The organism is Bifidobacterium reuteri DSM 23975, assembly GCF_000741695.1.
Taxonomy (GTDB): domain Bacteria; phylum Actinomycetota; class Actinomycetes; order Actinomycetales; family Bifidobacteriaceae; genus Bifidobacterium; species Bifidobacterium reuteri.
The window spans coordinates 232319-259270 of sequence record NZ_JGZK01000006.1; the positions used below are offsets into that span (position 1 = coordinate 232319).

Annotated in this window: 22 protein-coding genes and 1 tRNA gene; 14 read left to right on the forward strand and 9 right to left on the reverse strand. The window is 58.2% G+C overall.

What is annotated here, in order from left to right; translation table 11 throughout:
* The first annotated feature begins 145 nt into the window (after positions 1-145).
* The gene (locus BREU_RS07625) at positions 146-739 is read left to right on the forward strand and encodes a CarD family transcriptional regulator (protein ID WP_044088533.1); all 594 of its coding nucleotides are present in this window, start codon (positions 146-148) and stop codon (positions 737-739) included.
* A 175-nt stretch (positions 740-914) separates the two neighbouring features.
* Positions 915-1427 (forward strand): 2-C-methyl-D-erythritol 2,4-cyclodiphosphate synthase, encoded by a 513-nt coding sequence (gene ispF, locus BREU_RS07630; RefSeq protein WP_044088703.1) that lies wholly within the window; start codon positions 915-917, stop codon positions 1425-1427.
* A gap of 39 nt (positions 1428-1466) precedes the next feature.
* Here the strand turns inward: ispF and BREU_RS07635 are convergent, their stop codons facing one another.
* The 3 genes from BREU_RS07635 to BREU_RS07645 are packed head-to-tail and all read right to left on the reverse strand — an operon-like array spanning position 1467 to position 4503.
* Positions 1467-2303: a metal ABC transporter permease gene (locus BREU_RS07635; RefSeq protein ID WP_044088531.1), complete on the reverse strand. Its 837-nt coding sequence runs from the start codon at positions 2301-2303 to the stop codon at positions 1467-1469.
* Entirely contained in the window at positions 2303-3205 is a 903-nt protein-coding gene (locus tag BREU_RS07640) for an ABC transporter ATP-binding protein (protein ID WP_044088530.1), read from the reverse strand. Before BREU_RS07640 ends, BREU_RS07635 begins: the two co-directional genes overlap by 1 nt.
* Positions 3206-3246: 41 nt before the next feature.
* Positions 3247-4503, reverse strand: a complete 1257-nt coding sequence (locus BREU_RS07645) for a metal ABC transporter solute-binding protein, Zn/Mn family (RefSeq protein ID WP_044088529.1) — start codon at positions 4501-4503, stop codon at positions 3247-3249.
* A gap of 111 nt (positions 4504-4614) precedes the next feature.
* On the opposite strand from BREU_RS07645, the gene BREU_RS07650 reads away from it, so the two are divergent.
* The 6 genes from BREU_RS07650 (at position 4615) to pyk (ending at position 13199) form a co-directional block, all read left to right on the forward strand.
* Complete coding sequence (locus BREU_RS07650; protein ID WP_044088527.1) at positions 4615-5490, forward strand: bifunctional methylenetetrahydrofolate dehydrogenase/methenyltetrahydrofolate cyclohydrolase; 876 nt, start codon at positions 4615-4617, stop codon at positions 5488-5490.
* Positions 5491-5745: 255 nt separating this feature from the next.
* On the forward strand, positions 5746-7221 hold the full coding sequence (gene rpsA / locus BREU_RS07655) for a 30S ribosomal protein S1 (protein ID WP_033890373.1): 1476 nt from the start codon (positions 5746-5748) through the stop codon (positions 7219-7221).
* Between the two features lie 206 nt (positions 7222-7427).
* A complete protein-coding gene (coaE, locus tag BREU_RS07660) occupies positions 7428-8048 on the forward strand; it encodes a dephospho-CoA kinase (RefSeq protein ID WP_044088526.1) in 621 nt (206 codons plus the stop codon).
* Between the two features lie 73 nt (positions 8049-8121).
* Complete coding sequence (uvrB, locus tag BREU_RS07665; protein ID WP_044088525.1) at positions 8122-10233, forward strand: excinuclease ABC subunit UvrB; 2112 nt, start codon at positions 8122-8124, stop codon at positions 10231-10233.
* A gap of 371 nt (positions 10234-10604) precedes the next feature.
* Positions 10605-11591 carry a TerC family protein gene (locus BREU_RS07670; RefSeq protein ID WP_044088524.1) on the forward strand — a complete coding sequence of 329 codons (987 nt, stop codon included), beginning with the start codon at positions 10605-10607 and terminating at the stop codon, positions 11589-11591.
* A gap of 165 nt (positions 11592-11756) precedes the next feature.
* Positions 11757-13199: a pyruvate kinase gene (pyk, locus tag BREU_RS07675; RefSeq protein WP_044088523.1), complete on the forward strand. Its 1443-nt coding sequence runs from the start codon at positions 11757-11759 to the stop codon at positions 13197-13199.
* A gap of 260 nt (positions 13200-13459) precedes the next feature.
* Here the strand turns inward: pyk and BREU_RS07680 are convergent, their stop codons facing one another.
* On the reverse strand, positions 13460-14056 hold the full coding sequence (locus BREU_RS07680; protein WP_044088521.1) for an NUDIX domain-containing protein: 597 nt from the start codon (positions 14054-14056) through the stop codon (positions 13460-13462).
* A 206-nt stretch (positions 14057-14262) separates the two neighbouring features.
* On the opposite strand from BREU_RS07680, the gene BREU_RS07685 reads away from it, so the two are divergent.
* The 6 genes from BREU_RS07685 (at position 14263) to glgX (ending at position 22057) form a co-directional block, all read left to right on the forward strand.
* Positions 14263-14336, forward strand: a tRNA-Leu gene (locus BREU_RS07685).
* Positions 14337-14444: 108 nt separating this feature from the next.
* Complete coding sequence (locus BREU_RS07690) at positions 14445-15230, forward strand: ANTAR domain-containing response regulator (protein WP_044088520.1); 786 nt, start codon at positions 14445-14447, stop codon at positions 15228-15230.
* The gene (gene polA, locus BREU_RS07695; protein ID WP_044088519.1) at positions 15220-18123 is read left to right on the forward strand and encodes a DNA polymerase I; all 2904 of its coding nucleotides are present in this window, start codon (positions 15220-15222) and stop codon (positions 18121-18123) included. The genes BREU_RS07690 and polA overlap by 11 nt, the downstream gene beginning before the upstream one ends.
* A gap of 83 nt (positions 18124-18206) precedes the next feature.
* A complete protein-coding gene (locus BREU_RS07700; protein ID WP_044088518.1) occupies positions 18207-19118 on the forward strand; it encodes a Nif3-like dinuclear metal center hexameric protein in 912 nt (303 codons plus the stop codon).
* A gap of 63 nt (positions 19119-19181) precedes the next feature.
* Complete coding sequence (locus tag BREU_RS07705) at positions 19182-19856, forward strand: NUDIX hydrolase (RefSeq protein ID WP_044088517.1); 675 nt, start codon at positions 19182-19184, stop codon at positions 19854-19856.
* A 71-nt stretch (positions 19857-19927) separates the two neighbouring features.
* Positions 19928-22057 carry a glycogen debranching protein GlgX gene (glgX, locus tag BREU_RS07710; RefSeq protein ID WP_044088516.1) on the forward strand — a complete coding sequence of 710 codons (2130 nt, stop codon included), beginning with the start codon at positions 19928-19930 and terminating at the stop codon, positions 22055-22057.
* Between the two features lie 85 nt (positions 22058-22142).
* Here glgX and BREU_RS11945 read toward each other — a convergent pair whose 3' ends face one another.
* The 5 genes from BREU_RS11945 to BREU_RS07735 form a co-directional block, all read right to left on the reverse strand.
* Entirely contained in the window at positions 22143-22460 is a 318-nt protein-coding gene (locus BREU_RS11945) for a hypothetical protein (protein ID WP_140462464.1), read from the reverse strand.
* A gap of 173 nt (positions 22461-22633) precedes the next feature.
* Positions 22634-22915: a type II toxin-antitoxin system RelE/ParE family toxin gene (locus BREU_RS07715; RefSeq protein WP_044088514.1), complete on the reverse strand. Its 282-nt coding sequence runs from the start codon at positions 22913-22915 to the stop codon at positions 22634-22636.
* Positions 22908-23168, reverse strand: a complete 261-nt coding sequence (locus BREU_RS07720) for a type II toxin-antitoxin system RelB/DinJ family antitoxin (RefSeq protein ID WP_044088513.1) — start codon at positions 23166-23168, stop codon at positions 22908-22910. Before BREU_RS07720 ends, BREU_RS07715 begins: the two co-directional genes overlap by 8 nt.
* A gap of 450 nt (positions 23169-23618) precedes the next feature.
* Positions 23619-24713, reverse strand: coding sequence for an ASCH domain-containing protein (locus BREU_RS12390; RefSeq protein ID WP_238567028.1), 1095 nt, complete (start codon positions 24711-24713; stop codon positions 23619-23621).
* 682 nt (positions 24714-25395) lie between these two features.
* The gene (locus BREU_RS07735) at positions 25396-26817 is read right to left on the reverse strand and encodes an MFS transporter (RefSeq protein WP_052382074.1); all 1422 of its coding nucleotides are present in this window, start codon (positions 26815-26817) and stop codon (positions 25396-25398) included.
* Positions 26818-26952: the final 135 nt, after the last annotated feature.

The following is a 26952-nucleotide window of genomic DNA, read 5'->3' on the forward strand; positions in this document are numbered from 1 at the left end:
CGCCGTATTAACGCGGCAAATGCGGCGAAATTCTGCTGTTGCTCGCGTGTCGTACATATTGTGAACGCTATCAGCGTCGCAGTCCATGCCAGATGGCACAATTATTCGAGTTTTTGTGTGTGAGCCGTCAGTTCTCGGAGGATTCATGTCTTATAAAGTCGGCGATATGGTCGTTTATCCACGTCATGGTGCAGCAAAAGTGGAGGCCATCACCGAGCGGACGGTCAAAGGTGTGACCCGTGAATACCTGCAGCTGTCCGTATTGTCTTCTGATGGCCTGGTCATCAATGTGCCGGTCGACAATGCGAAAAAGGTCGGTGTGCGCGACATCGTCTCCGCCTCCGAGGTGGCGAAGGTGTTTGAGATCCTGCGTACGCCGATCATCGAGAAAGAGATGAACTGGTCCCGCCGCTACAAGCTGAACGTCGAGAAGATCGCCACCGGTGATGTCAACAAAATCGCCGAAGTGGTGCGTGACCTTGCGCAGCGTGATGTGGACGAGCATGGTTTGTCCGCCGGCGAGAAGCGAATGCTGACCAAGGCTCGAGCCATCCTGACATCCGAAATCGCCCTTTCCGAAAAGATCGACGAACCGGAGGCGCAGCGTCTGCTCGATGTGAATCTGGGTTACGAGCCTGCACAACCCGGCGATGAGAAGCACCATACCGAGGAGCCTGAGGAGGCTGCTGCTGACACGCTCGCTCGGGTGGCTGCGGAAAAGAAGTCCAAGAAGAAGTAATGACAGCAGCGCCTTGGCCCGTTGATGGGGGCCGGGGCGTTCTGCATATATGAGGCGTTTTGCGTAAGCAAGGCGTTCTCTATAGGGCTCTGTCGGCTTCAGCCATGATGCGTGTGGACAACGATGATGACTGAGGCCACGTCGTGGCGATCGGAGAGATCATATGGATGATGGCATGCTGATAGGCCAAGGGTTCGACGCGCATCGCTTCGCAGTTGCCGGCTCCTCGCGTCCGCTGTGGCTGGCGGGGCTGTTCTGGCCTGTGCCTCAAGGTGTCGATCCCGCCCACTATGAAGGCATCGAAGGCGATTCCGATGGCGATGTCGCCGCCCATGCCCTGATTGATGCGTTGCTTTCCGCAAGTGGTCTTGGCGACATAGGCTCACTGTTCGGTGTGGGGGCAGCCGCTCATGGAGCCGGTATGCATGGTCGTGACATGCTTCACGAGACCGTGGCCTTCATGCGCGCACATGGGTATGAACCATGCTCCGCATCGGTGGCCATCATCGGCAATCGTCCGAAGGTCAGTACCCGTCGCATCGAAGCCGAGACAGTGCTGTCCGAAGCTGTCGGTTGCCGTGTCTCTGTGACTGCCACCACCACCGATCATATGGGCTTCACCGGCCGAGGTGAAGGCATTGCCGCCATCGCCAGCGCTCTGGTCAGATGCGCTGGCGATGAGGGATGATGCGACACCGTTTGCTCGCTGAGCGGGCTGTATAAGGGGTCAGTGTGCTTTGAGGGCGTATGCGGCCCTGGCGATGGCCCAGAACAGGGTGGAAAGCGTCACGATGATGAAGCTCGGTGGAGCGGGGAACATTGCCGAAAGCACCAGTCCAAGCCATATCGAGACCAGGCACAGCAGACTGGCGATGACCATCGCCTTGAACGGCGATCCCGCCAGGATGTTGGCCGTGGCCGCTGGTGTGATGACGAGCGCGAAGATCAGCAATGTACCCACGGCGGGCACGGCGATGGTGATGACACCAGCCATGATGGCCATGAACGCCACGTTCATCAGTCCGATCGGCACGCCTTTGGCCTGGGCCACCTGCTCGTCGAGCGAGCTGAACAGCAATGGTCGGTAGATGACAGCCAGCAGTATCAGCAGCAATGCGTCGAACACCATGAAACCGATGATCTGATCCTTGGTGATGGTCAGAATCGAACCGAAAAGGATGGATTGCATCTGCTGCGATGCGGAGCTGGACAGTCGGGCGAAGAACAGGCCGAGGCCGGTCGCGAACGCCAGTACCGTACCGGTGGCGATCTCACGCTCGGAGATGCGTTTGCCGAGTGCGCCGATGACGAGTGCGCCGCCTAAGGCGAACACGCCCATGCCCAACGAAACGGGCAGTCCGAACAGCACGGCGCCTGTGGCGCCCGGCAGACCGATGTGGGCGAGCGCATGGGCTGCGAATGTGGAGTGGCGTGCGATGGTGAAATACCCCATCACTCCTGCCGCCAGGGCGATGAACAGGCCGGCGACGAAGGCATTGGTCATGAATGGAGCCGTGAGCGTGCTCATCCAATCGGGGTCGAATGCGAAATTGATATCACCCATCACTTGCCGTCCTTTCCGGCAGCCGAAGCGTCGACTGCCGTTCGATCATGCAGGGAGCCGTGATCATGATGATGCATTTGCGCCACTTCGGTGGCCGTATGCATGTCCTGCATCTGGGTATCCGGCTCATCCGGTGTCGGGGTCACGAACATATCGCCCTGTGGTGTGGTCACTACCTGCACCTGCGTGCCGTACAGATGCGTGAGCAGGTCGGAGTCAAGCACCTTGCCCATATCCGCGTAATGCGGGTGTCCGTCGAGCAGGTAGACTGCGCCGGTCATGATCGGCAACAGCATGTTGAGATCGTGGGCCACCACCTGGATGGTCATGCCCAGTTCTTTGTTGAGGCGCGCGAGCACATGAACGGCGGCCCGCTGGCTGGCTAGGTCGAGATTGGCCAGCGGCTCGTCAAGCATGAGGAGCTGAGGGTCGCTCACCAGCGCTTGCGCTATGGCCACGCGCTGGCGAAGACCGCCTGACAATTCGGAAAGACGGTATTGCGCCTTGTCTGCGATGCCGGTGAATTCCATGGCCTGTCGGGCTTTGTCGCGTTCCTCCCGTGTCACCAGATGGATGCCGAATCGTGTGCCGGTCAGACCGAGCAGTACCGATTGTTCGGCGGTGAGATTGGAATCGACGTTGGAAACATAGCTTTGCGGTACGTATCCGATGCGTTTGTTTGCTTGGCCTGCCGGCTTGCCTAGTACAGTGACGCTGCCGTGGGACAGGGGAAGCAGCCCCAATTCCGCTTTCATCATGGTGGTTTTGCCGGCGCCGTTGGTGCCCACGATGGCTGTGACCGAACCGTAGGGGATGCTGAAGGTGCCGTGTTGCCAGATGACATGGTCGCCACGTGTGATGGCGGCGTCGTCAAAGACGATGCAGTCGGGGTTCTTGCTCATAGCCACTGATTGTGGCAAATGATGCTGACAATCGTTCTCAATTACTGCTTATTCGGGTCGGGTTGGGCGTCGTCGGCTGATGCATCAGCAGAGTTTGCACCATCCTTCGAGATGCCGCTGCCGCCAGCTGCGTCGGATGACGCCTTGCATTCGCGCAGATACGTCGGGGCGTCATCACCGGAATCATTCGATGATTCGCCGTCTGCGGAGGCTGCGCTGCCGTTTGAATCATCGCTGGATGATGTGCCGTTGGAATCGGATTCGGTGGTGTTGGCGCTCCCGGAGTCGGAGCTCGATGCGTCTTCGGAGGAGCCGCCGTCACCGGAGCCGTTTTCAGTGTCAGATTCGCAGCCATAGCTGGGGTCCACGGCGTCGATAATCGTATTGACGAGTTGGTTGATCCAGTCGTTCAGCGCGTTGACGTCCTCGGGCATCTGCTCGGAGATGTCCACCACCGGTACGTCTGCGCGGCCAGCGGTGCCGGTGATCATGTTCGTGGCGTCGCTGGATTCCTGTGTGTTGTTGACGAGCACGTCGGCTTTTCCGTCCTCGAGGAGCTTCTGGAACGATTGCAGGTCGGCTGGGGCGACTTCGCCGCCTGACGCGGTGGATTGCGTATAGCCTTTCGGTGTGATGTCCTCGAACCCCAGATCGGACATCAGGTAATACGCCACGGGTTCCGTCGCCGCGTAGGCGACCTTCTTCGTATGGTGTTTGGTGAAATCATCCACCCATTGCTCCAAGGATTGCTCCCCTTGCTTCCATGTCGCCAGCCGCTGTTCGAAATCCTTCTTCTTGCTTGGAAGGGCCTTGATATACGCCTCGGTGATCGCCTCGGCCATGCCGGTGCGCGCGTCTTTGGAGAACCATAGATGCGGGTTGTCGCCGTCCGTGGCTCCCACCACCGAAGCCGCGGATACTAGGTTCGAACCTTGTCCCAGAGATTTGGTCGCCCAGGAATCATATCCTGCGCCGTTGGCCACCACTACCTGCGCTTTGGACAACTTGGCCACGTCGGAGGTCTTCGGCTCGAAATCATGCGCATCGACGTTGGTGGAATTCACGATGGAGGTGACCTTCACGTCATCGCCGCCGAGCTCGGCGGCCAGCGAACCCCACTGGTTGATGGACGACACCACGGTGATCGGTCCTGTCGCCTGTTTGTCGATGTCGGTGGATGAATCGCCGGAACCGGGGGCCGCAGACGGTTGCGAACCGCATGCTGCTGCAGCCAACAGCATGACGGCGCTGATGCCTGCTGCCGCGTATCGCGTAAGTCGTGCGAATCGAGTCCCCATAACGCGCCTTCTTTTCGTGCGTGGACGATACATGTATGACTTGTTTCAACGATAGCCTATCGTTTCGATACAGTTCATTTATTCACCGAAATAATCGTGGAAGGGCTTCAGATGACTATGAGGATCGACGGCAAGAAGGTCGCTGGCGAAATCAAGGCCGATCTTTCGAAGCGTGTCGCGCGACTTGCGGCGCAGGGTGTGGTTCCCGGACTCGGCACCGTGCTGGTGGGGGAGGATCCCGGGTCGGTCAAATACGTGGCCGGCAAGCATGCGGATTGTCAGGAAATCGGTATCCGTTCGGTACGGAAGGACCTGCCGGCCGACGCCGATTTCGATCAGATAGCGGCAGCGGTCAGAGAGCTCAACGCAGACCCGGCGTGCAACGGTTTCATTGTTCAGCTTCCACTGCCCAAGGGCATTGATGAGAACGCCATCATCGACATGATCGATCCGGCCAAGGATGCGGACGGCATGCACCCGTACAACCTGGGTGAGCTTGTGCTGCATGTCCGCAGCGAAATCACCACGCCGTTGCCCTGCACGCCGCGAGGCGTCATCGAATTGCTGAAGGCCTATGACATCGACCTCAATGGCAAGGAGATATGCGTGCTGGGGCGAGGCATCACCATCGGGCGTACCATCGGACTGATGCTGACGCGCAATGCGGTGAACGCCACGGTGACGCTGTGCCATACCGGTACCAAGGACGTGGTCGACCACATGAGGCGTGCCGATGTGATTGTGGCGGCCATGGGACAGGCCGGTTTTGTGACTCCCGACAAGATAAAGGAGGGAGCGGTGCTGGTCGACGTCGGCGTCAGTCGCGTCTTCGACGAGGAAGCCGGTCGATACCGCATCAAGGGCGACGTGGACCCTGCATGCTATGAGAAGGCCTCCGCCTACACGCCCAACCCTGGTGGTGTGGGCCCCATGACCCGCGCGATGCTGCTCGCCAACGTGGTGGAAATGGCAGAGCGCTCCCTATAGCTGAGAAATGACCTTGTGCAGGCTGTGATGTTCTGTTGCCGGGAGCGCTCCAGGCCGCTCGGGCCAAGCTTTACGCCCGGCAACAGAACATCCCAACCTCACGGTCAACGCGCCCAATACTGCGACACGCTTGATACTATCGAGGATTTTTGGCTAGAGATGCCTGTACTCTGAACATTTGTATGTCTGTAAAGGCGTGCGAATAACTGAATATCGAGTAACTATCCATCCATTCTATGAGAAACCATTAATTACATGGCAGAGAACAACACTGAAGTCACCAAGGTCGCCATCAACGACATCGGCACCGAAGAGGACTTCATCAAGGCAGTCGATTCCACCATCAAGAACTTCGACGATGGTGATCTGGTCGAAGGTACCGTCGTCAAGATCGATCACGACGAGGTCCTCCTGGATATCGGCTACAAGACCGAGGGTGTGATTCCCTCCCGCGAACTTTCCATCAAGAAGGACGTTGATCCTGACGAAGTCGTCGAGGTCGGCGACCAGATTGAGGCCCTTGTCGTCACCAAGGAAGACAAGGAAGGCCGTCTGATTCTTTCTAAGAAGCGTGCTCAGTACGAGCGTGCCTGGGGCGACATCGAGAAGATCAAGGAAGCTGACGGCGTTGTTGAGGGCACCGTCATCGAAGCCGTCAAGGGCGGCCTCATCGTGGACATCGGTCTGCGTGGCTTCCTGCCGGCCTCCCTGGTCGAGATGCGTCGCGTCCGTGACCTGTCCCCGTACATCGGTCAGAAGATCAAGGCCAAGATCCTCGAGCTCGACAAGAACCGCAACAATGTGGTGCTCTCCCGTCGCCAGTACCTCGAGGAGACCCAGTCCGAAGTTCGCGAGACCTTCCTGTCCCAGCTCAAGAAGGGCCAGATCCGTGAGGGCGTGGTGTCCTCCATCGTCAACTTCGGCGCATTCGTCGATTTGGGCGGTGTTGACGGCCTGATCCACGTTTCCGAGCTGTCTTGGAAGCACATCGACCACCCGTCCGAAGTCGTCAAGGTCGGCGACAAGGTCACCGTCGAGGTGCTCGACGTCGATCTCGATCGTGAGCGTATCTCCCTGTCCCTCAAGGCCACTCAGGAAGACCCGTGGCAGCGCTTCGCACGCACCCACGTTCCTGGCCAGATCGTCAAGGGCAAGGTCACCAAGATCGTCCAGTTCGGTGTCTTCATTTCCGTCGAGGACGGCATCGAGGGCTTGGTGCACATCTCCGAGCTCGCCAACCGTCACGTCGAGAACCCGGAGACCGTGGTCAAGCCGGGCGAGACCGTGTTTGTCAAGGTGATCGACGTCGATCTCGATCGTCGCCGCATCTCCCTGTCCCTCAAGCAGGCCAACGACTCCGTCGACCCGGCTTCCGAGGACTTCGATCCGGCCATCTACGGCATGCCGGCCGAGTACGACGAGCAGGGCAACTACAAGTACCCTGAAGGCTTCGACCCGAACACCAACGAGTGGATCGCCGGTTACGAGAAGCAGCGCGAGGAATGGGAATCCCAGTATGCTGCCGCCCACGAGCTCTGGGAGGAGCACAAGGAGTTCGTGGCCAAGGAACTGGCCAACGCTGCCGAGTCCGCTGCCGCCGACGGTCAGGGCCAGAAGGAAGAGAAGCCGGTCGAGGAGACCTCCAACTACTCTTCCGCCGCTCCGGCCACCGGTACGCTCGCTGATTCCGACCAGCTCGCCGCCCTGCGCGACCAGCTGCTTGGCAAGTGAGTTCGCTTTACAGCAAGGCTGCTAGCGCCTAGCTCATAAGGAAGCCCGACCCATAGTGGTCGGGTTTTCTTGTATGTGCCCGCTCGCACGTCCCACACGTTTGGCTGCAGGAGCCTTCACACTTCTCATGCGCATGGATGTTTCACCGTGCATGGATTCTCCCATCGTGGCCCCGGAATAGTGCATCGCGTATTAGCATAGCGTCTATGAGAATAGGATTGACTGGTGGCATCGCGGCGGGCAAAAGCACCGTGGCCGCGAGGCTGAGCGAACTGGGTGCATTGCTTATCGACTACGATGCGCTGGCCCATGACGTGGTCAGACCAGGGGGAGTGGCATTGCCTCGTATCGAGGTGGAGTTCGGTTCGGCTGTTTTGAACGCGGACGGCACTTTGAACCGTTCCTGGATGGCTGACCATGTGTTCGGCAAGGATGCTCAGCCGGATGCCCGCGCTCGTCTGGACGCCATCGAGCATCCCCTGATTTATGCTGAAGCCTCGCTTGCCGAACAGCTGCACCCAGAGGCGCGAATTATCGTGCATGATGTGCCGTTGCTCGCAGAGGTGATCGACACCATTCCGTTCAGCTTCGACCACATCATCACCGTGGAAGCGCCGGTCTGTCTGCGCCTTGAACGTATGACCGAGGAACGAGGCATGAGCCTAGAACAGGCAGAGGCGCGCATCCGTCACCAGTCCAGTGAGGAAGAGCGACGTGCGATCGCGGACATCGTCATCGACTCCGTCCAGCCGATGGCAAGGATGATGGATCAGGTCAATGAGGTATATCAAGGTTTCCTTGCAGAATTGGATGGAGCGGCTGCATAGCCCCTTGTCGATCTTGACTGTCGGACGGTGTCGAATAGTCGCCGATGCGCATGCTTGCGTATGATATGGCCTCATGGGATTCAATATCGAGCGTGCCGACAGGCCTTTCGTCGTCAAATCACCCTACAAGCCCGCAGGCGATCAGCCCCAAGCCATCGAGGAATTGGCTGAGCGCATTGAAAACGGTGAGAACGACGTCGTGCTCATGGGCGCCACCGGTACCGGCAAGACCGCCACGACCGCATGGCTGATTGAGCGACTGCAACGCCCGACCCTTATCATCGAGCCGAACAAGACGCTCGCCGCCCAGCTATGCGCGGAGTTCCGTGAGCTTATGCCGGACAACGCAGTCAGCTATTTCGTCTCCTACTACGATTATTACCAGCCGGAAGCCTATATTCCCCAGACCGATACCTACATTGAAAAGGACTCCAACATCAATGATGATGTGGAACGCCTGCGTCATCAGGCCACTGCGAACCTGCTGACCCGCCGTGACTGCGTGGTGGTGGCCACGGTTTCCTGCATCTATGGCCTTGGTACGCCCGAGGAATATGCCGGGCGCATGCTGCTGCTCAAGGTCGGGCAGGAGATCAATCGCGATGATCTGCTGCGCAGATTCGTCGCCATGCAATACAAGCGTAACGACATTGCGTTCACGCGTGGCACCTTCCGTGTGCGAGGTGATACCGTCGAGATCATCCCTGTCTATGAGGAGCTGGCGGTCCGCATCGAATTCTTCGGCGATGAGATCGACCGCATCTCCACGCTGCACCCCCTGACCGGCGATGAGATAGCCGAAGAACAGGAAGTGCACATCTTCCCGGCATCCCACTATGTCGCAGGACCGGAACGCATGGAGCGTGCGCTGAAGACCATCCGTGAGGAACTGGATGAGCGTCTGGCCGAACTGCACAAGCAGGGCAAGGAACTGGAGGCGCAGCGTCTCAACATGCGCACTACGTATGACCTGGAAATGCTGACACAGGTGGGCGTCTGTTCGGGAGTAGAAAACTACTCAAGACATTTCGACGGGCGCGCCCCGGGCACGCCGCCGCATACCCTGCTGGATTTCTTCCCCGATGATTTCCTGCTGGTCATCGACGAATCCCATGTCACCGTCCCGCAGATTGGAGCGATGTACGAAGGGGATGCGTCACGTAAACGCACGCTGGTGGAACATGGGTTCCGCTTGCCTTCGGCCATGGACAACCGGCCTCTGAAATGGCCGGAATTCCTCGATCGCGTCGGTCAGACGGTCTATCTGTCGGCGACGCCCGGTGATTATGAGCTCGGGCTTTCCGATGGCGTGGTGGAACAGATCATCCGTCCGACCGGATTGCTGGATCCCAAGATCGATGTGCGCCCAGTGGAAGGACAGATCGACGATCTGCTGGCGGAGATCAAGGACCGCGTGGCGAGGAACGAGCGCGCCCTGGTCACCACCCTGACCAAGAAAATGGCCGAGGACCTGACAGATTACCTATTGGAACGCGGCATCAAAGTGGAGTATCTGCATTCGGACGTCGATACTCTGCGCCGCGTGGAGCTGCTGCGCATGCTGCGCGAAGGCAAGATCGATGTCATCGTCGGCATCAACTTGCTGAGGGAGGGCCTCGACCTGCCCGAGGTCTCGTTGGTGGCGATTCTGGATGCCGACAAGGAAGGGTTCCTGCGTTCCTACCGTTCCCTGATTCAGACCATAGGACGTGCCGCGCGTAACGTATCCGGCACCGTGATCATGTACGCCGACGAGACCACCGACGCCATGCGCAAGGCCATTGACGAAACCGACCGTCGTCGTGCCAAGCAGATCGCCTACAACAAGGCTCACGGCATCGATCCGAAGCCGCTGATCAAGAAGATCAGTGATGTCAACGACATGCTCGCCAAAGAGGATGTGGATACGCAGACGCTGCTTGAAGGCGGGTACCGCAATGCCGGCAAGGCAGGCAATACGCATCTCGGTGTGCCGACCATGAATGCCGAAGAGGCGGATAAGCGGCATGAGGAGATCCTCAAGGCCGGATTGCCGGCCCAGGATCTTGCCGATTTGATTCGCCAGCTTTCCGAACAGATGCACACCGCCGCCGAACAGCTGCAGTTCGAGCTCGCCGCGCGCCTGCGCGATGAGATCCGCGACCTCAAAAAGGAACTGCGTCAGATGACGGAGGCGAATAAGTGAGCCTCCGTAGCAGCGAGCAGCGGTAGCGTCGCGAGCGTCGCACGAGTTGCGGAGGCGAATAAGTGAGCCTCCGTGGCTGAGCCGTGAAGAAAACGCCAGAGGCGTTTTTAGGCGAAGGCGAACGACAGTGAGCTGATGTATGGTCAACCGAAGGTTGGCGTTATTTGCGGGGCGTGAGCGGCGGTAGCGTCGCGAGCGTCGCACGAGTTGCGGAGGCGAATAAGTGAGCCTCCGTGGCAGTTGACCTCCCACATCCTGTTTGTTGATTTCAATTACAAGGTGGAGGATGGAGATACACACATCTCCATCCTCCATTGGACAGTGGTAGTGGAATGGCGGGCCGTCACCATAATGGTTTAGTGTAGTGAATCATGGCAGAAACCCCTCTTGCATTTGAAATCGCCACTTTTGTGGTGCTCGCGCTGTTCTTCATCGTCGACCTGTTCGTCATCGGCAGGCGACCGCATGTGCCTTCCACCAAGGAGTGTGTGCAGCATATCGCATTCTTCGTGGTCATGGCACTGATCTTCGGCGGTTGCATCTGGTATTTCGCCGGATCGAAGCCCGCCATCGAGTTCTATTCGGGATGGCTGACCGAATACTCGCTGTCCATCGACAACCTGTTCGTGTTCGTCATCATCATGTCGAACTTCGCGGTGCCGAAGAAGATTCAGAAATACGTGCTCTCCGTCGGTATCACCATTGCGCTGATCTTCCGTGGACTGTTCATTATCATCGGTGCCGCGCTGATCTCCCGGTTCACATGGGTGTTCTTCATTTTCGGTGCATTCCTTATCTACACTGCAATCAAGCTGGTAGTCGGCGGCGATGAAGATGAGGAGTATCACGAGAACGGACTCATCCGTGCCCTGCGCAAGGTCATCAAGATCACCGATGAATACGACGGAGAGAAGCTCCGTACCACCCGTAATGGCGTCCGTTATTGGACTCCGATGCTGATTGTATTCCTGACCATCGGTACCACCGACGTGATGTTCGCATTCGATTCCATCCCCGCCATCTTCGGTCTTACCAAAGACCCGTTCCTGGTGTTCACGTCGAACGTGTTCGCATTGCTTGGTCTGCAGCAACTCTATTTCCTGCTTGGCGCGTTGCTGGACAAGCTGGTCTACCTGCCCATGGGCCTCTCGATCGTGCTCGGGTTCATCGGCGTCAAGCTGGTGATGGAGGCGCTGCATGGCAACACCTTGCCGTTCATCAACGGGGGAGAGGGCGTGCATTGGGTGCCTGAGGTCCCGACGTGGCTCTCGCTGGCGGTGATTGTGGTGGCAATCGGTGGATCGGCGATTGCGTCCGTGCTCAAGATGAAGGGTATGGAAAAGACCGAAAAGGCCTGAGTTCATGAGGAATTCAATCTGAAGAAACCCAATGGCCACAACAATGTGAGCGCTCACAACACACCGGCGAAAAAATTTGTCTTGCGTCGGTGAGCGCTAGTAGACTGAAACACGGCAAGTGAGGCTTTCCGCCTCGAACCACAAGAAAAGGATAGGCAGGCATTCATGCGTAAAGCCAAGATCGTAGACACCATCGGTCCTTCCACCGAGGATTACGACAACCTCCTCAAGCTCGTCGAAGCCGGTATGGACGTTGCTCGTCTGAATCGTTCCCACGGTACCCCTGAGGATCACCTCAAGGTGTACAACAACGTCCGCAAGGCCGGCGAAGCCACTGGCCGCAACGTAGCTGCGCTCGTTGATCTGCAGGGTCCGAAGATTCGCTGCGGCTGGTTCAAGAAGAACGCTGAGGGCGAGGACAAGGTCCAGCTTCAGCTCGGCCAGGAGTTCATCATCACCACCGATGACATCGAGGGCGACGAGCACATCACCTCCACCACCTTCAAGGGTCTGCCTGGCGATTGCCACCCGGGTGATCCGATCCTGATCGATGACGGCAAGGTCCGTCTGGAGGTCACCAAGGTCGAGGGCAACAACGTGCACACCAAGGTCGTTGTGGCTGGTCCTGTCTCTTCCCACAAGGGCATCAACCTGCCGGGCGTCGCCGTGTCCCTGCCGGCTCTGACCGAGAAGGATGAGGCCGACCTGCGTTGGGCCATCCGTACTGGTGCCGACATCATCGCCATGTCCTTCGTGCGCTTCGCCACCGACATCGACCGCGCTCACGAGATCATGGACGAGGAAGGCCGTCGCATCCCGATCGTTGCCAAGATCGAGAAGCCGCAGGCTCTGGAGAACCTCGAAGACATCGTCAAGACCTTCGATGGTGTCATGGCCGCCCGTGGCGACATGGCCGTCGAGTGCCCTCTTGAAGAGGTCCCGCTGGCCACCAAGCGCATCATCGAACTGGCTCGCCAGTACGCCAAGCCGGTCATCGTGGCCACCGAGGTCCTCGGCTCCATGGTGAACAACCCGGTTCCGACCCGTGCTGAGGCTTCCGACTGCGCCAACGCCGTCCTTGATGGCGCTGACGCCACCATGACCTCCAACGAGACCGCCGTCGGCAAGTACCCGGCTGTCACCGTGGATACCATGTCTCGCATCTCCGGCTACGCCACCGATCACGGCTTCGACCGCATCCCGGAGCTCAAGAACCTCGACATGTCCTCCACCGGCGCTGTCTCCTCCGCCGCTGTCGACCTGGCTGACAAGCTCAACGCCAAGGCCATCGTCGCTTACACCCAGACCGGTTCCACCGTGCACCGCGTCTCCCGTGAGCGTCCGGCCGCTCCGATCTACGGCATCACCAACAACGAGCACACCTACCACTGGCTGGCTCTGTCCTGGGGCACCGAGGCCTTCCTGACCGAGGAGGACTACCACGACAAGTCCCGCAAGGATCTCATGATCTTCACCGACAAGATCCTGAAGGATGCCGGCAAGGTTGTTGACGGCGACAAGATCGTCATCCTGAGCTCCGCCCAGGGCGATCACCAGCCGGGCCGCACCGACTCCATCTACGTCCACACTGTTGGCGCTTGCGACTGATGCGCATACGTCCAACCGCGTGACAGCGTGAGTTGAATGACAGGGACCCCAGACGGAACTTTCCGTCTGGGGTCCCTGCGTTTGTGAGCTGAGCATTGCTCGCATTATTGCTGTATCTGGAATATCGGGGCCGCGTCTGTTGGCGGCTTTCTTGTGGATGACATACCGTCAGTGTCGTATGACGCCGATCATCGGTATGGTACCGATCATGCCGAATCCGTGCGCGTTGCTGCAGACGCGCACGGATGGCGGAAATGGCATCAGTCGTTGATGTGTCCGAAGTCTCCGCTCTTGAGACGGAGGATGGCGATAATCGTCTTCGCGTCGACGATCGTGCCGTTCACCACCATTTCGTATGCCTGCTCCAACGTCACCATTCGCACTTCGGAACGGGGGGTTTCGGGGCCGATGGATTGACGCGAGACCGGCGTGAGCTTGGTGGCGAAATACACGGATGTATGTTCGGTGGAATAACTCGGCGTATTGAGGAAACGTGCGAACTGCGTAAAGCGTTCAGCCTCAAATCCGCCTTCCTCTGCCAGCTTGCGTTTCGCGGTGTCGAGCGGACGTTCGTCGCCTAGCGGGTGTCCTCCTGGAATCTCCAGCGTCCAACGGTGGGTAGCCACTCGGTATTGCTCGACCAGCGGAATCTTGCCGTCATCGGTCAACGCCAACACGGCGACGGTGTCGCCACTGTTGGCATTAATGCAATACCGTTCGAACTCGTTGCCATCATTGGACTCAAAAGAAATACGGTCAATGTTGAAGTAATGCGTCTTGTAGACATCCTTGCGCTCGGTCTCCCGCACTGGAGCTGTGCGCCAAGGGTCAAATTGACGATATGTTTGGTTGCTCATAATCCCTCCTCGCAAAGATGCACATCTATGCACCTCGAAACCATAATTATTGTAAGCCGCGGAGTTTCATATATGTATAGGCAACACACGAGCGGGATGATGGTGACTGCCGGCATTGTTTTGCGCGATGAATATTCCGGAATATGCGTGTCTTGTGCCGTGTCAGTCTCTGACTTATGCTAATCTCTCGAAGAGTGTTTTGACACGCCCTCGTATCCCAATTGGTAGAGGAAGCAGCCTCAAAATCTGCGCAGTGTGGGTTCGAGTCCCACCGAGGGCACCCAAAAGATATGATTGATGTGTACGTGGGTCGAATGTGTGACATGCGTAAGCGCATGGTATATTGAACATCTGCAAACACGAAATATCGCAATGGAAAGAGGTTGGCATGGCTGCAAGGATGAGGTCTGAAGAGCCGAGCATCAACGTTGACGAGGTGCTCACCGATGAAGAGCTGAGGGCCGCCGCTTCTGAAGAAGCTCCTGCAGGACGTAAGGAAAAGCCGGCGGATGCCCCGCGTACCGTGGTCGTGGCCGAGGACGAGGCCGTCAACCGCATGGACTTGGTCGCCATGCTGGAAGACAACGGTTATGAAGTCGTCGGACAGGCCGCCAACGGTGAAGAGGCTGTGGAACTGACCCGCAAGTATCGCCCGGATGTGGTGTGCATGGATGTCAAGATGCCTCGCATGGACGGCATCGCCGCAGCCGGCATCATCTGCGACGAGAACATCGCCCCCGTGGTCATGCTCACTGCCTTCTCCCAGACCGATCTGGTGAAGAAGGCCACCGGCGCCGGTGCCATGGCATATGTCACCAAGCCGTATGAGGAATCCAAGCTGCTGCCTACCTTGGAAGTGGCGATGGGTCGTTTCGCTGAGATCAACGACCTTCTGGACAATGTCGAGCGTAGTGAGCAGAAACTGCGCGAAACCACTGACCAGCTCAAAGAGGCCGAGGAGAAGCTGAAGAAGGCCGAGGACTCCTTGGAGGAGCGCAAGCTCGTCGACCGCGCCAAGGGTCTGCTGATGGATAAGGCGGACTTCTCCGAGCAGGGTGCATTCCGCTGGATTCAGAAGACCTCCATGGATCAGCGCATTCCGAAGAAGCGTCTTGCCATGGCCATCATCGCCAAGTACGGCGAGCCGAAGCCAGCGAGCACGGATGAACGCTGATTTGCAGACGACTGCAAGCGCGGCGACCAACGATACACTACTTGTCGTAGACGGTCATTCGTTGGCGTTCCGCGCTTTTTTTGCGCTTCCGGTAGATAATTTCAGCACCTCGGAAGGTCAGGCCACCAATGCCGTCTGGGGATTCGCGTCCATGCTGGCTCAGGTCATCGATGCGGAAAAGCCGGATCGTCTCGGTGTCGCCTTCGATGTCAAAGGCGGTACATTCCGCAATGAGATGTTGCCCCAATACAAAGGCACGCGTGAAGCCGCACCGGAGGAGCTGCTCACTCAGCTTCCGCTGATTCAACGGATGCTGAAGGCCCTGGGCGTCACGTATATCGAGAAACCAGGGTTCGAGGGGGATGACATCATCGCCACTCTCGCCACCATGGGGGACAAGGCAGGCTTCCATACGCTGGTGCTGTCCGGAGACCGTGACGCTTTCCAGCTTATCGACGACAATGTCACCGTCCTCTATCCCGGGCATCATTTCAAAGAGCTCAAGCACATGACGCCTCAGGCCATTGTGGACAAGTACAAGGTGACGCCCGCACAATACCCTGATCTGGCGGCTTTACGCGGCGAAACGGCTGACAACATCCCCGGCGTGCCTGGCGTAGGCGATGGTTTTGCCGCCAAGTGGATCAACCAGTATGGCTCATTGGATGGCATCTGCGAGCATGCCGAGGAGATAGGCGGTAAGAAAGGCGAGGCACTTCGCTCCAGCATTGATCAGGTCATGCTCAACCGCAAGGTCAATGCGCTGGTCAGGGACGTGGAACTCGATGTGGGACTTGACGACCTGCGCTTCGGCGAAGTGGACACTGCACAGCTCGATGTATTGTTCAAGGAGCTCGAGTTCGGTGTACGCACCAAAAACCGGGTGTTGAAAACCTTCAACGCCAAGTCCTCCACGACCCGGCTTCCTTCTTCGCCTCGTTCATCGGACTCAGCCTCCCAATCGAACGGCAAGGATGACAAGGACGACAAAGCCGCAGGTTCCGGCATGCCGGCCATTCCGGAGCCTGTCGCCATCGGCTCGGCCGACCAGTTCCGTGACTGGGCGGGCCAGCAGCAGAAGCTTATCGCCGTGCCGGATTCCGTAGCATCCTTCATCCCTGAAGTCGATTGCGACCCTGAAGCCAGGCACATTACATATGATGATGCGGCCAATCATGCGTGGACCGTGCATGCTTGGGGCGACGCACGCCCTGGACGGGCGAAACTGCAGGCCTTGTCCATAGCGACGGCTCATTCCGCGGCGATGGTAGCCACACCCATACGCGATGATCTTCGAGAGGCGCTGCAGGAGTTCCTTACCTCTTCGCATGGCAGGATCGTCGTGCACGGCTATAAGGAGCTGCTGCATATGCTGGGCTCGGCAGGATTGGACATGCCCCTGCCCATGATGGACACCAAACTCGCCGGATACCTTATCCAGCCGGATTTCCACGCCGATGATCTGCACCAGGAAGCCGAGCACTTCCTCGATGTCAGCTACAGCCAGGCCGATCAGCCTGCGCAAGGTACATTGGACTTCGATGAGGACCAGGATGTGCCGAATGCCGAAGAACAGCGGCTTCGGGACCTTGCCATCATTCGTGACCTTGCCTCGGCATTCGGTCCGATGCTTGACGAACGGGAGCAATGCTGGCTGTTGCGTGCCATCGAACTGCCGGTTTCCCGTGTGCTGCACGGCATGGAGTCCGCAGGGGCGAAGGTCGACGTCATGCGTCTGGTCGCGATGCGCGATCAGTTCGCGGCGGATGCACGGTTCGCTCAGGAGGAGGCATGGAACCATGCCGGTGCCGAGATCAATCTGCAAAGTCCGAAACAGCTGCAGAAGGTACTGTTCGAGGACATGGGGCTGAAGCCCACAAAACGTACGAAATCAGGCTCATACACGACCAACGCGTCGGCATTGCAGGACCTGTACGTCAAATCCGTGGACAACGAGCGGGCGAATGGGTTCCTCAGGGCGTTGCTGCGTCACCGGGAGACCAACAAGCTCAAGCAGATCGTACAGACACTGTTCGATGCGGTGAACAGGGATGACGAGCGCATCCATACCACATTCGAACAGACCGTCACCGCGACCGGTCGTCTGAGCTCCGTGGATCCGAACCTGCAGAACATCCCGAACCGGAATGCCGAAGGACGTGAGATTCGCAGCGTATTCGTGCCGGGCGAAGGATACGAAGCGTTGATGAGCTGCGATTATTCGCAGGTTGAGTTGCGCGTCATGGCCGACCTTTCAGGAGACGAGGCGCTGATCGAGGCATTCCGTTCCGGCGCTGATTTCCATAAGTATGTGGCCTCGATGGTGTACAAACTGCCGGTCGACCAGATCACCGGCGATCAGCGATCCCATGTGAAGGCCATGAGCTATGGGCTGGCGTACGGTCTGAGCACGTATGGCTTGGCCCAGCAGCTCAAAATAGCCCCACGCGAGGCGGAAGCGTTGAAGAGCCTGTATTTCGATACGTTCGGCAAAGTGCACGACTATCTGGAATCCCTGGTCTCCTCGGCACGCGAGAAAGGCTACACGGAAACGCTGTTCGGACGCAGACGCTACTTCCCGGCATTGCGTTCGACCAACAGGGTGGCGCGAGACGCAGCCGAACGTGCCGCGTTGAACGCGCCCATCCAAGGTTCCGCCGCGGATATCATGAAGATTGCCATGGTGCGTGCCGATCAGGCGCTGCGTGAGGCGAATGTCAAAAGCCGTATCATCCTGCAGATCCATGACGAACTTGTAGTGGAGATCGCGCCGGGTGAAGGGGAGCAGGTCACCGAACTGGTGAAGGATGCCATGCAGCACGCGGTCGATCTCGCCGTGCCATTGGATGTGTCGTGCGGCATGGGCTCCGATTGGCAGCTTGCCGCGCACTGATTCGTTCTCCGCAAAGCCGGACCGCGTACGATCATACCGGCGTGCGTCATACATACGTTATGCACGCCGGTACAATAAGGCGTATGGCGAATCTCAAGCAGGTCATCGACGTTCTGGAAACCTTATACCCTTTGCGATATGCCGAGCAATGGGATGAGCCCGGCCTCATCGTCGGCGACATGACCCACGAGGTACGGCGCATCGTATTTGCCGCCGACCCGACATCAGCCATCGTCGATAAGGCCATAGATGCCGGTGCCGACCTGCTGGTCACCCATCATCCGTTGTTCTTCCGCTCTGTGCATGAGGTAGGCGGTCTCGGATTCCGTGGAGACATCGTACGCAAGCTCTATACCCATGGCTGCGGCTTGTGGGTCGGACATACCAATGCGGATTCCGCTTGGCGCGGCGTCGGCCATGCTGCGGCCGATTATCTGGGGTTGACCGATCAGCGCCCGCTGGTGCCGATCGAGGATGCCTCTGCCTGCCATCCTGTGGGATTGGGTAGGATCGGCGCGTTGCAGGAGCCGCTGCCGTTGGGTGATTTCGCCCAGCGTGTATTCGATGCGGTGACCGAGCATGGCATGAAAACCCGCCTTGGTGTTCAGGTGTGCGGGGATTTGGATGCTCTGGTGCACACGGTCGCCGTACTCCCCGGATCAGGTGATTCGTTGTTCGATGAGGTGCGCGCGGCAGGCGTTGACGTCTACGTGACCAGTGACTTGCGGCATCATCCCACCACTGACGCCATCGAACAGGCGCGCTATGAAGCCGATATGCGCGCACGCGGCATCGGACTGGGACAAGGGAACGCCCAGGTCAGGCCATACCTCATCAACACGCCGCATGCCGCAATCGAATCCATCTGGTTCAACTATGCGATGGAGGACGTGCCGAAGGCCATAGCCCAGGCCACCGGGGAGGAAGTCGGCGTTCAATGGCTTCATGACACCACCGATCCATGGACGCTGTCCATAACATCGCCGAGAGCATAAGCCACTAGAGTAGGGTAGGCCGAGCGATTGCTTTCGATGAGCCGGCCGTTGCAAGGAGACATGATGTTCAACCATGACAAGAACGAGCAGCTGCGGCACAGGCTTGACCGCAGTCTCGACAAGAGCTCCGACGGCATCGACATGGATGTCCCAGCCGAGGTGGTGAGCAGCACCACCGTTTATACAGGCCGCATCTTCCATGTGGACGATATGACGATCGCCCTGACCGACAAGAAGGGCGGCAAGCACGAGATCAGCCGTCAGGTCCTCAGGCATGCGCCATGCGTGGTCATGCTCGTGCATGACATGTCCACCGACCGGTATCTGGTCGAACGCGAATATCGGGCCGGTTCGGACATGTTCGCCTATGGACTTCCCGCCGGTTTGATGGATGAAGGCGAGGACATCCTCGACGCCGCGTTGAGGGAGCTCGCCGAAGAGACCGGGGTCGTGCCGGATCGACATACCATGGGCGTGGACTACGTCGGCGACTTCTATTCCTCCGAAGGCATGACCGACGAGCTGGCCCATATCATGGTGCTGCACCTTGGTCCGTTCACGCGTGAGGCGCGGCATTTCGACCCGGACGAGCATGTGGAATCGGCGTGGATCCCCTGGAGCGACCTCGCCGCCACACGCATAACGGCGTCGAATTCGATGATCGCCATTCAGCACGAGGCGTTGCGACGGCTCATCGCCAGAAACTCGGACAAGGATAAACCCACCTTGTTCTCCTGACGTTCAACTTCAAACGATTTTCCATCACAGAAAAGTGGGATACTTGAATTATGCAGATCAGACCTGGATCAATGTACCCGTTGGGGGCCAGTTACGACGGCGCTGGGGTGAATTTCGCGCTGTTCTCGCAAGTCGCACAGAAAGTGGAACTGTGCCTGTTTGATGACGACGACAAAGAGACTCGCGTCGAAATGACCGAGCAGAATTCCTACGTATGGCATAACTACATTCCCGGATTGCAGCCCGGACAGCGCTATGGCTATCGTGTCTATGGACCGTACGACCCGGTGCATGGCCTGCGTTGCAATCCGAACAAACTGCTGCTCGATCCGTACGCCAAGGCCATCGAAGGCAACATCGATGGCGATGAAAGCCTGTTCTCCTACTGGTTCAACCGTCCTGACGACAACTCGGCGATGAACGACATGGACTCGGCGGCGCACACCATGAAATCCGCCGTCATCAACCCCTATTTCGATTGGGGCAACGACCAGCACCCGTACATTCCATACCACGATTCGGTGATCTACGAGGCGCATGTGCGCGGCATGACCAACCTCAACAAGGAAGTGCCGCCGGACATCCGCGGCACGTATGCGGGTCTTGCCTACCCGACCGTCATCGAATACCTGAAGAAGCTTGGCGTCACCGCCATCGAGCTCATGCCGATCCACCAGTTCGTCAACGATTCCTTCCTTCAGGAGAAGGGCCTGTCGAACTACTGGGGCTACAACACCATCGGCTTCTTCGCGCCGCATAACGCCTACTCGTCCTCCGGTGAACGTGGCGAGCAGGTCAACGAATTCAAGTCCATGGTCAAGGCCTACCACCGCGCCGGCATGGAGGTCATCCTCGATGTGGTGTACAACCACACCGCCGAAGGCAACCACATGGGCCCGACCCTGAGCTTCAAGGGCATAGACAACCAGTCGTATTACCGTCTGGTGGATGGCGATCAGATGCACTACTTCGACACCACCGGTACCGGCAACTCGCTGCTCATGCGCTCGCCGCACGCGTTGCAGCTCATCACCGACTCGCTGCGTTACTGGGTCACGGAAATGCACGTGGACGGCTTCCGATTCGATCTGGCCGCGACCCTGGCACGTCAGTTCCAAGAGGTCGACAAGCTGTCCGCATTCTTCGACATCGTCGAGCAGGATCCGATCATCTCGCGCGTGAAGCTCATTGCCGAGCCGTGGGATCTGGGCTCCGGCGGCTATCAGGTCGGCGGCTTCCCGTCCAGCTGGTCCGAATGGAATGGCCGCTTCCGCGACACCGTTCGTGACTTCTGGCGCTCGCAGCCATCCACACTGCCTGAGTTCGCGTCACGACTCATGGGCAGCTCCGACCTGTATCAGGTCAACGGCCGCCGCCCGGTGGCATCCGTGAACTTCATTACCGCGCATGATGGCTTCACCATGAACGATCTGGTGAGCTACAACGAGAAGCACAATGCGGCCAACGGCGAAGGCAACCGGGATGGCGAGTCCAACAACCGCTCCTGGAACTGCGGCGTGGAAGGTCCTACCAACATCCCAGACGTCAACGACCTGCGCCAACGCCAGATGCGCAACATGTTCTCGACACTGCTGCTCAGTCAGGGTATCCCCATGATCTGTGGCGGCGACGAGGTGGAGCGCACCCAGCAGGGCAACAACAACGCGTACTGCCAGGACAACGAGATCTCGTGGAAGAACTGGGATCTCAATGCGGACCAGAAGAACATGCTCCGGTTCGTGTCCAAGCTGGTCCACTTGCGTCTTGACCATCCGGTGCTGCATCGTCGTCGTTTCTTCACCGGACGTGAGCCGGGTGATGATTCGAACAAGATTCCTCAGGTCGAATGGTTCGATCACACCGGATCAATCATGGATATGGAGGATTGGCAGAACACGCACGCCTTCTCCATGATGATCTTCCTGAACGGCGCGGATATCCCCGAAGTGGACTGGTACGGCAATCGGATGGTCGACAACGACTTCATTCTGATTTTCAACGCCCACTACGAGCCGATTATGTTCACACTGCCCGATGAGCGTTACGGCCGCAAGTGGCAGTTGATTGTGGATACGCACAATCCGGACGGCCCCGAGCTCAGTTACGAGGCTGGCTTCGTGATCACCGCCCAGGCGCGCAGCTTCATGATGCTCATGAGCGCCAAGAAGCCGAAGCGCCCGTTCGAGTCCGAAGAGGACTGATTCTTCGGATGCCGATGTTGAGGGGCGATATGGACATCACTCGGTGATTCGTCCTCCGGGTTGCGGCGCGTAACTGCGTATTGCCTCAGTATTCGGTTACATCCCGTACGAGGGCTCTTCGTCGGGTCACCGGCGTCCAGCTTCCCGAGGAATCATCATCGTTGAAGATCAGCTGTGTTACAGTGCCGTCGATGATTTCTGTGCATTCCCTTTGCAGGGTTATTTCGCTAATCAAGGCTCCGACGCTTGGTATCAGCAGGAGCACTGGAACGATGCTGAACAATCCGCAAAAGAGGACCCACGACCATCTACCCCAGAAACTGCGGTCGTTTCCGTTGTTGCGGACGGGTTGATGATCGGTGTCGTATGATGATTCGGGAATTCCGTTAGTGTCTGATGCCATGATTCCTGCCTTCCGTGGGTTTCTGCGATACCGCGTGCAGATGGCCGCTGACGTTGCGGAGCGTTCCGATTTCGAGCATGCCAAAGGATTTCGGATACCGTTAGAGGAAAAGTGCAAGGGGCAACTTCATCTCACACTATTTGCGGAATGTGGCAGAGACGCTGCGTCGCATGTCAGTACAGCTGGTCGTGCGATCCGGTACGGGTCAGCACAAGTTGCAGTTCGTCGCGTTCGATGCGGTAGATGAGCAGCCAGTCTCCCTCGATGTGGATTTCCCGATATCCTTTCCAGTTGTTGACCAGCGCGTGATCGCGATATTTGGTCGACAGCAGATTGTGATCTTCGGCCATCAGTGCCTCTACGGCGCGTCGCAGCTTGTCCGGGTCGTAGTGCTTCTTGAGCAGTCCTTTGAAGTCCTTTTTGAACTGCGTGGTGCGGAAGACGGATTTAAGCATCCATCAAATCCTTCATCAGATTGTCCACAGACGGAAACGCGGCACCCTCCCGGGCATCGGCCTGACGGCGGGCCTCCACGTTCAGCGGGTTCTCCCTCGTGGCGCGGAACGGCATGCCGTTGTCGGTCAGCGATTGACGCAGGAACATGTTCAATGCGGTTGACAGGTCCAGTCCCATCGACTCGTACAGTTCCTTCGCCTGTTGCTTGACTTGCGGGTCCGTGCGGAAAGTGATCGTCGCGGTATCGGCCATCGCAACCCCCTCACCACAAAATGCTAATGTATGAACATTGTAACACAATAGGAGGTGCGTGTTCAGTCGCTTAACCGATTCCCCTGGCAAGACGGCGGATAAAGGGATGCTGGGGAATACCCCCCGGCGACTTGGAGCCTCGCCCTTGCGGGACGAAGCGTCACTGTTATGACAGAACCGGCTCTGACATGCAAGAGCCAGGATTCATGATGGCTATACTAATGGCGAATGCCCTGGAACGTCACCCCTGCTCACGCCAACTACACAGCTGTCTATACGAGGAAAGCGTCGGCGAGGGAAACGACGATGATGTCGGACACGGTCATCGGTGTAATGGTCTGGCGTAGGATTAGCGCAACGATGATGACACTCATGACCGGGTCGTCGTCAATGATGGTCGTAACCGAAATGCTGCAATGTCATGTGATAGATGCCAACATGGCATTGATCTCACAGTCTCTGCGTCACCGTGAAATGTTCCAACACCACAAGGGTGTCATCGTCGAGAGGAAAACTCGGGTCTCTGAACTCGGCACGGTATTCGTCAGAGTCCCAGAACATCTCGTGGGTGCGCCGCCATTCTGCCGCGGTCGTATCGCCTTCGCCTTCGTCAATCGCATGCTGGTCAGTGACGTCGGCCAGCCGTATGACGGCCACATCGGTGGTGGCCAGCACGGCCACCCCATGGTCGTCAGAGTTCACCAGTACGGACCGGTTTCCGGTTCTCGGCAGTGGATCGGCGCATTCGACATAGTCGAGGAGCAGTGCTGCAGTGGCGATCTTCGTGCCGTCGAGAATGAGTCCCACCAGCCGGTCGCGTTCTGGTCCGGGCATCATGAATTCGGCCTTTGGCAGGTTCGCGAGGTCCGATGCTGAATGGACCGGGCGCAATTTACGCAATGTGGGCACACGGGACTGGCTGCGAATCCAGTCGGCTGCTTTCGGGTCGATAACGCGGGCGACCCATAGCAGGTTTTCCCACTGGAAGTCGAGATACTCTCGTTCAGTGTCAGCATCCGTTCGAATAAGCGGTTCCTGATGGCTGCATCGGTTGCGCATATCCAGTAGTTGAACGATGTGTGTCTCGAATTCCTTGCGTCGACGCGATTTATAGTATGGCATACCGCCGTTGGCGCGGTCACGCAGTGCCTTCCATACGGTCGGCTCCAGTTTGCGCACCAGAAGGAACCGCCATGAATCCAGTGATAGTCCCGCAATCACGCGGTCCGGGGTGATGCTATGACCAGCGTAGCGGATACGTCGTTTGACGCGTTCGACGGCTTTGCAAAACTCGTAGTCGAAACCGAAATGATCGGTTTGGTCGAACCAGTCCTCCCGACCGCAGTCGGATGCGAGTCGCGTGGAAATGAAGTTGCGCAGCATGACCTCGACATGCGCGATGTCCTCAAGGTACGCTTTGGACATGTGTGTATTCCACACATACAGCGCGACCGGGTCCAACGCCGATTCCTCGTATCGGCGCATTCGCTCCGCGGAGAACCAGCTACATAGATCGACGGCTGTGACTTGCATATTATCGGTCATAGTGGCTATACTATTCCGTGCAAGGCCCCGTGAAAGTCACTCATGCGAAACATCATGAAACTCCGGGGTCAACGTATATCCGCGAGCGGTATTCGCGGTTCCTTTGATTTCCAATCGCCATGAAGCGCGAGGTCTGCGGTCTTGGTACCCAGTGTTATCAGGGGTTAAGGGTAAAAACGTGGGTCTTATCCGGGTGTGTTATTGGCGTGTTATCGGCGACCTGTTCGAGGGAATATGACAAAGCCCTGCTTCCAAGCGGGAGTAGGGCTCTCTGTCGGGCTAGCCGGATTTGAACCTGCGACATCCTGTTAGGATTGTGGGTTCTTGGCTCGGGCCGGTCTTGGCTCACCTTGAAACCGTTGGAATTATGCCGTTCTTGAGTTTTGAATTTCTTTGTTCAGACCACCCGGATTGGTAAATCGTGACGGTCATTGTTAGCAAAATGTTAGCGTCCCAGACCATCGAAACAGCTTAAACACTCGGCGCGTCGAAACACTGCTCCAGATGCGCTGTTAGCATCACTGCCCTTCATGATGACGATCTTCTCCGAACAGGTGATTGAAGAGAACTTGACCCGCTCTCCCCATTCACCCTAATTGGAGCTGAATGCGGAATAATCGACCCGTCTCCAACGACTGTCGTTCAAGTGTGGCGGATATCGCCATGAACTGGACAGCCGAAGTCAGCGCTCAGTCCAGCGCAGCCGAGCGTAGGCGAATGCGCAGATGAGCAGCAGGGCGGCCGCGATGAACACGGCGCGCAGGGAGCCGTCAAGCGAGGGTGTGAAGGTGGCGACCACACCGAACACGGCCACGCCGATCGCGCCACCGACCTGACGGAACGTGTTGAACACCGCGCTGGCGATACCCGCCTGCTTCTGCTCCACGCTCACCAGCACCAGTCCGGACAGTGCCGGCGTGACCAGTGCGCCGCCAAGGCCGACGACGCTCAGGGCGACGGCGATCACCCATGCGGGCATTGGAGCCGGCACCAGCACCGCGGCAAGGAACCCGACGGCCATGGCAATCAGTCCAATGGACACGGTGAACCGGGTGCCCATCGAGTTGATGACCTGTCCGCTGAACACGTTGGTGACCACCATGACCACCGCGGAGGGAATGAACACCAGCCCGGCGGCGAACGGGCTCATGCCCTGCTCGCTTTGCAGGAACAGAGTGGAGATGAAGACCATGCCGAACCAGTTGAAGATCATGATGAAGCCCACGATCAGCGAGATGCGCATGCCGTCGTTGCGGAACAGGTTCAGCGGCACCATCGGATGCCCGACCTTGGCTTGTGCGATCACGAACAGCACGAGTGCGGCGACGCCGACAGACAGCAGCGCGAGCGTCACCGGCGAGGAGATGCCCAGGGAACCGATTTCGATGACGCCGGCCACCAGCGAGGTGAGACCAATCAGCGCGAGCGTCTGGCCGAGCCAGTCGAACGAGATGGCACGGGTGGGCGATGGCGCAACCTTCGGTGCAAGAGCGAGCACAATCAGGCAGAACGGCACGTTGACCGCGAAAATCAGGCTCCAGTGGATTGGTGTGAGCAAACCGCCGAACAGTGGGCCGAACGCGGATGCCGAAGCCGAGCCGGCGCCCCACAGGCCGAGGGCGAACGCACGGCGGCGCGGATCGGGATTGGCCTCGTTAATCAAGGCCATCGACGCCGGCAGGATCAGGCTGGGCACGCCCATCAGGCAACGGCCGACGATGAGCACCAGCATGGTCCACGCGAAGGTGCTCAGCAGGGATGCCGCTCCGAACAATGCCGTGCCGAAGAAGAACATGCGCTTGGCGCCGAACTTGTCAGACAGACTGCCGGCGAGCAGCAGCAGCGAGGCGAACAGCAGCGTGTACCCGTCGATCATCCACTGCTGCAACGCCATATTGCCGCCAAGGTCGGCGGTGATGGTCGGCAGTGCCACGTTGACAATCATGGTGTCCATACCGGTCAGGAAGAACGCCAGCGAAGTGGCGAAAGTGGTCAGCCCGGCGCTGTAGCGGGCCGAGCGACGCGATGCGCGACGGGTTTCACGCTCGAGGCTTTCGTCTTCGCGCACGAGGCCGAGGGCTGCGGATTCGTTGATTGATGTCATACTCACCTATATCCCATTGGTTTACATGTTTCCGTTTGGTTATTGCAGTAGCTATGGTATTCTTCAAGACATCAGTAAAACAGCGGTTTATAAATGTTTGTGGTTTACATCCTATAAACCTTTGGTTTATGGAGG

Excerpts from the sequence above, each read along its gene's own strand:
- BREU_RS07700 (WP_044088518.1), top strand. The coding sequence starts at position 18,207 with ATGGCGAATCTCAAGCAGGTCATCGACGTTCTGGAAACCTTATACCCT.
- BREU_RS07680 (WP_044088521.1), bottom strand. The coding sequence starts at position 14,056 with ATGAGCAACCAAACATATCGTCAATTTGACCCTTGGCGCACAGCTCCA.
- BREU_RS07735 (WP_052382074.1), bottom strand. The coding sequence starts at position 26,817 with ATGACATCAATCAACGAATCCGCAGCCCTCGGCCTCGTGCGCGAAGAC.
- BREU_RS12390 (WP_238567028.1), bottom strand. The coding sequence starts at position 24,713 with ATGACCGATAATATGCAAGTCACAGCCGTCGATCTATGTAGCTGGTTC.
- BREU_RS11945 (WP_140462464.1), bottom strand. The coding sequence starts at position 22,460 with ATGGCATCAGACACTAACGGAATTCCCGAATCATCATACGACACCGAT.
- BREU_RS07625 (WP_044088533.1), top strand. The coding sequence starts at position 146 with ATGTCTTATAAAGTCGGCGATATGGTCGTTTATCCACGTCATGGTGCA.
- ispF (WP_044088703.1), top strand. The coding sequence starts at position 915 with ATGCTGATAGGCCAAGGGTTCGACGCGCATCGCTTCGCAGTTGCCGGC.
- polA (WP_044088519.1), top strand. The coding sequence starts at position 15,220 with ATGAACGCTGATTTGCAGACGACTGCAAGCGCGGCGACCAACGATACA.
- BREU_RS07690 (WP_044088520.1), top strand. The coding sequence starts at position 14,445 with ATGGCTGCAAGGATGAGGTCTGAAGAGCCGAGCATCAACGTTGACGAG.
- BREU_RS07645 (WP_044088529.1), bottom strand. The coding sequence starts at position 4,503 with ATGGGGACTCGATTCGCACGACTTACGCGATACGCGGCAGCAGGCATC.
- BREU_RS07635 (WP_044088531.1), bottom strand. The coding sequence starts at position 2,303 with ATGGGTGATATCAATTTCGCATTCGACCCCGATTGGATGAGCACGCTC.
- BREU_RS07715 (WP_044088514.1), bottom strand. The coding sequence starts at position 22,915 with ATGCTTAAATCCGTCTTCCGCACCACGCAGTTCAAAAAGGACTTCAAA.
- BREU_RS07670 (WP_044088524.1), top strand. The coding sequence starts at position 10,605 with ATGGCAGAAACCCCTCTTGCATTTGAAATCGCCACTTTTGTGGTGCTC.
- glgX (WP_044088516.1), top strand. The coding sequence starts at position 19,928 with ATGTACCCGTTGGGGGCCAGTTACGACGGCGCTGGGGTGAATTTCGCG.
- BREU_RS07705 (WP_044088517.1), top strand. The coding sequence starts at position 19,182 with ATGTTCAACCATGACAAGAACGAGCAGCTGCGGCACAGGCTTGACCGC.
- BREU_RS07650 (WP_044088527.1), top strand. The coding sequence starts at position 4,615 with ATGACTATGAGGATCGACGGCAAGAAGGTCGCTGGCGAAATCAAGGCC.
- pyk (WP_044088523.1), top strand. The coding sequence starts at position 11,757 with ATGCGTAAAGCCAAGATCGTAGACACCATCGGTCCTTCCACCGAGGAT.
- rpsA (WP_033890373.1), top strand. The coding sequence starts at position 5,746 with ATGGCAGAGAACAACACTGAAGTCACCAAGGTCGCCATCAACGACATC.
- coaE (WP_044088526.1), top strand. The coding sequence starts at position 7,428 with ATGAGAATAGGATTGACTGGTGGCATCGCGGCGGGCAAAAGCACCGTG.
- BREU_RS07640 (WP_044088530.1), bottom strand. The coding sequence starts at position 3,205 with ATGAGCAAGAACCCCGACTGCATCGTCTTTGACGACGCCGCCATCACA.
- BREU_RS07720 (WP_044088513.1), bottom strand. The coding sequence starts at position 23,168 with ATGGCCGATACCGCGACGATCACTTTCCGCACGGACCCGCAAGTCAAG.
- uvrB (WP_044088525.1), top strand. The coding sequence starts at position 8,122 with ATGGGATTCAATATCGAGCGTGCCGACAGGCCTTTCGTCGTCAAATCA.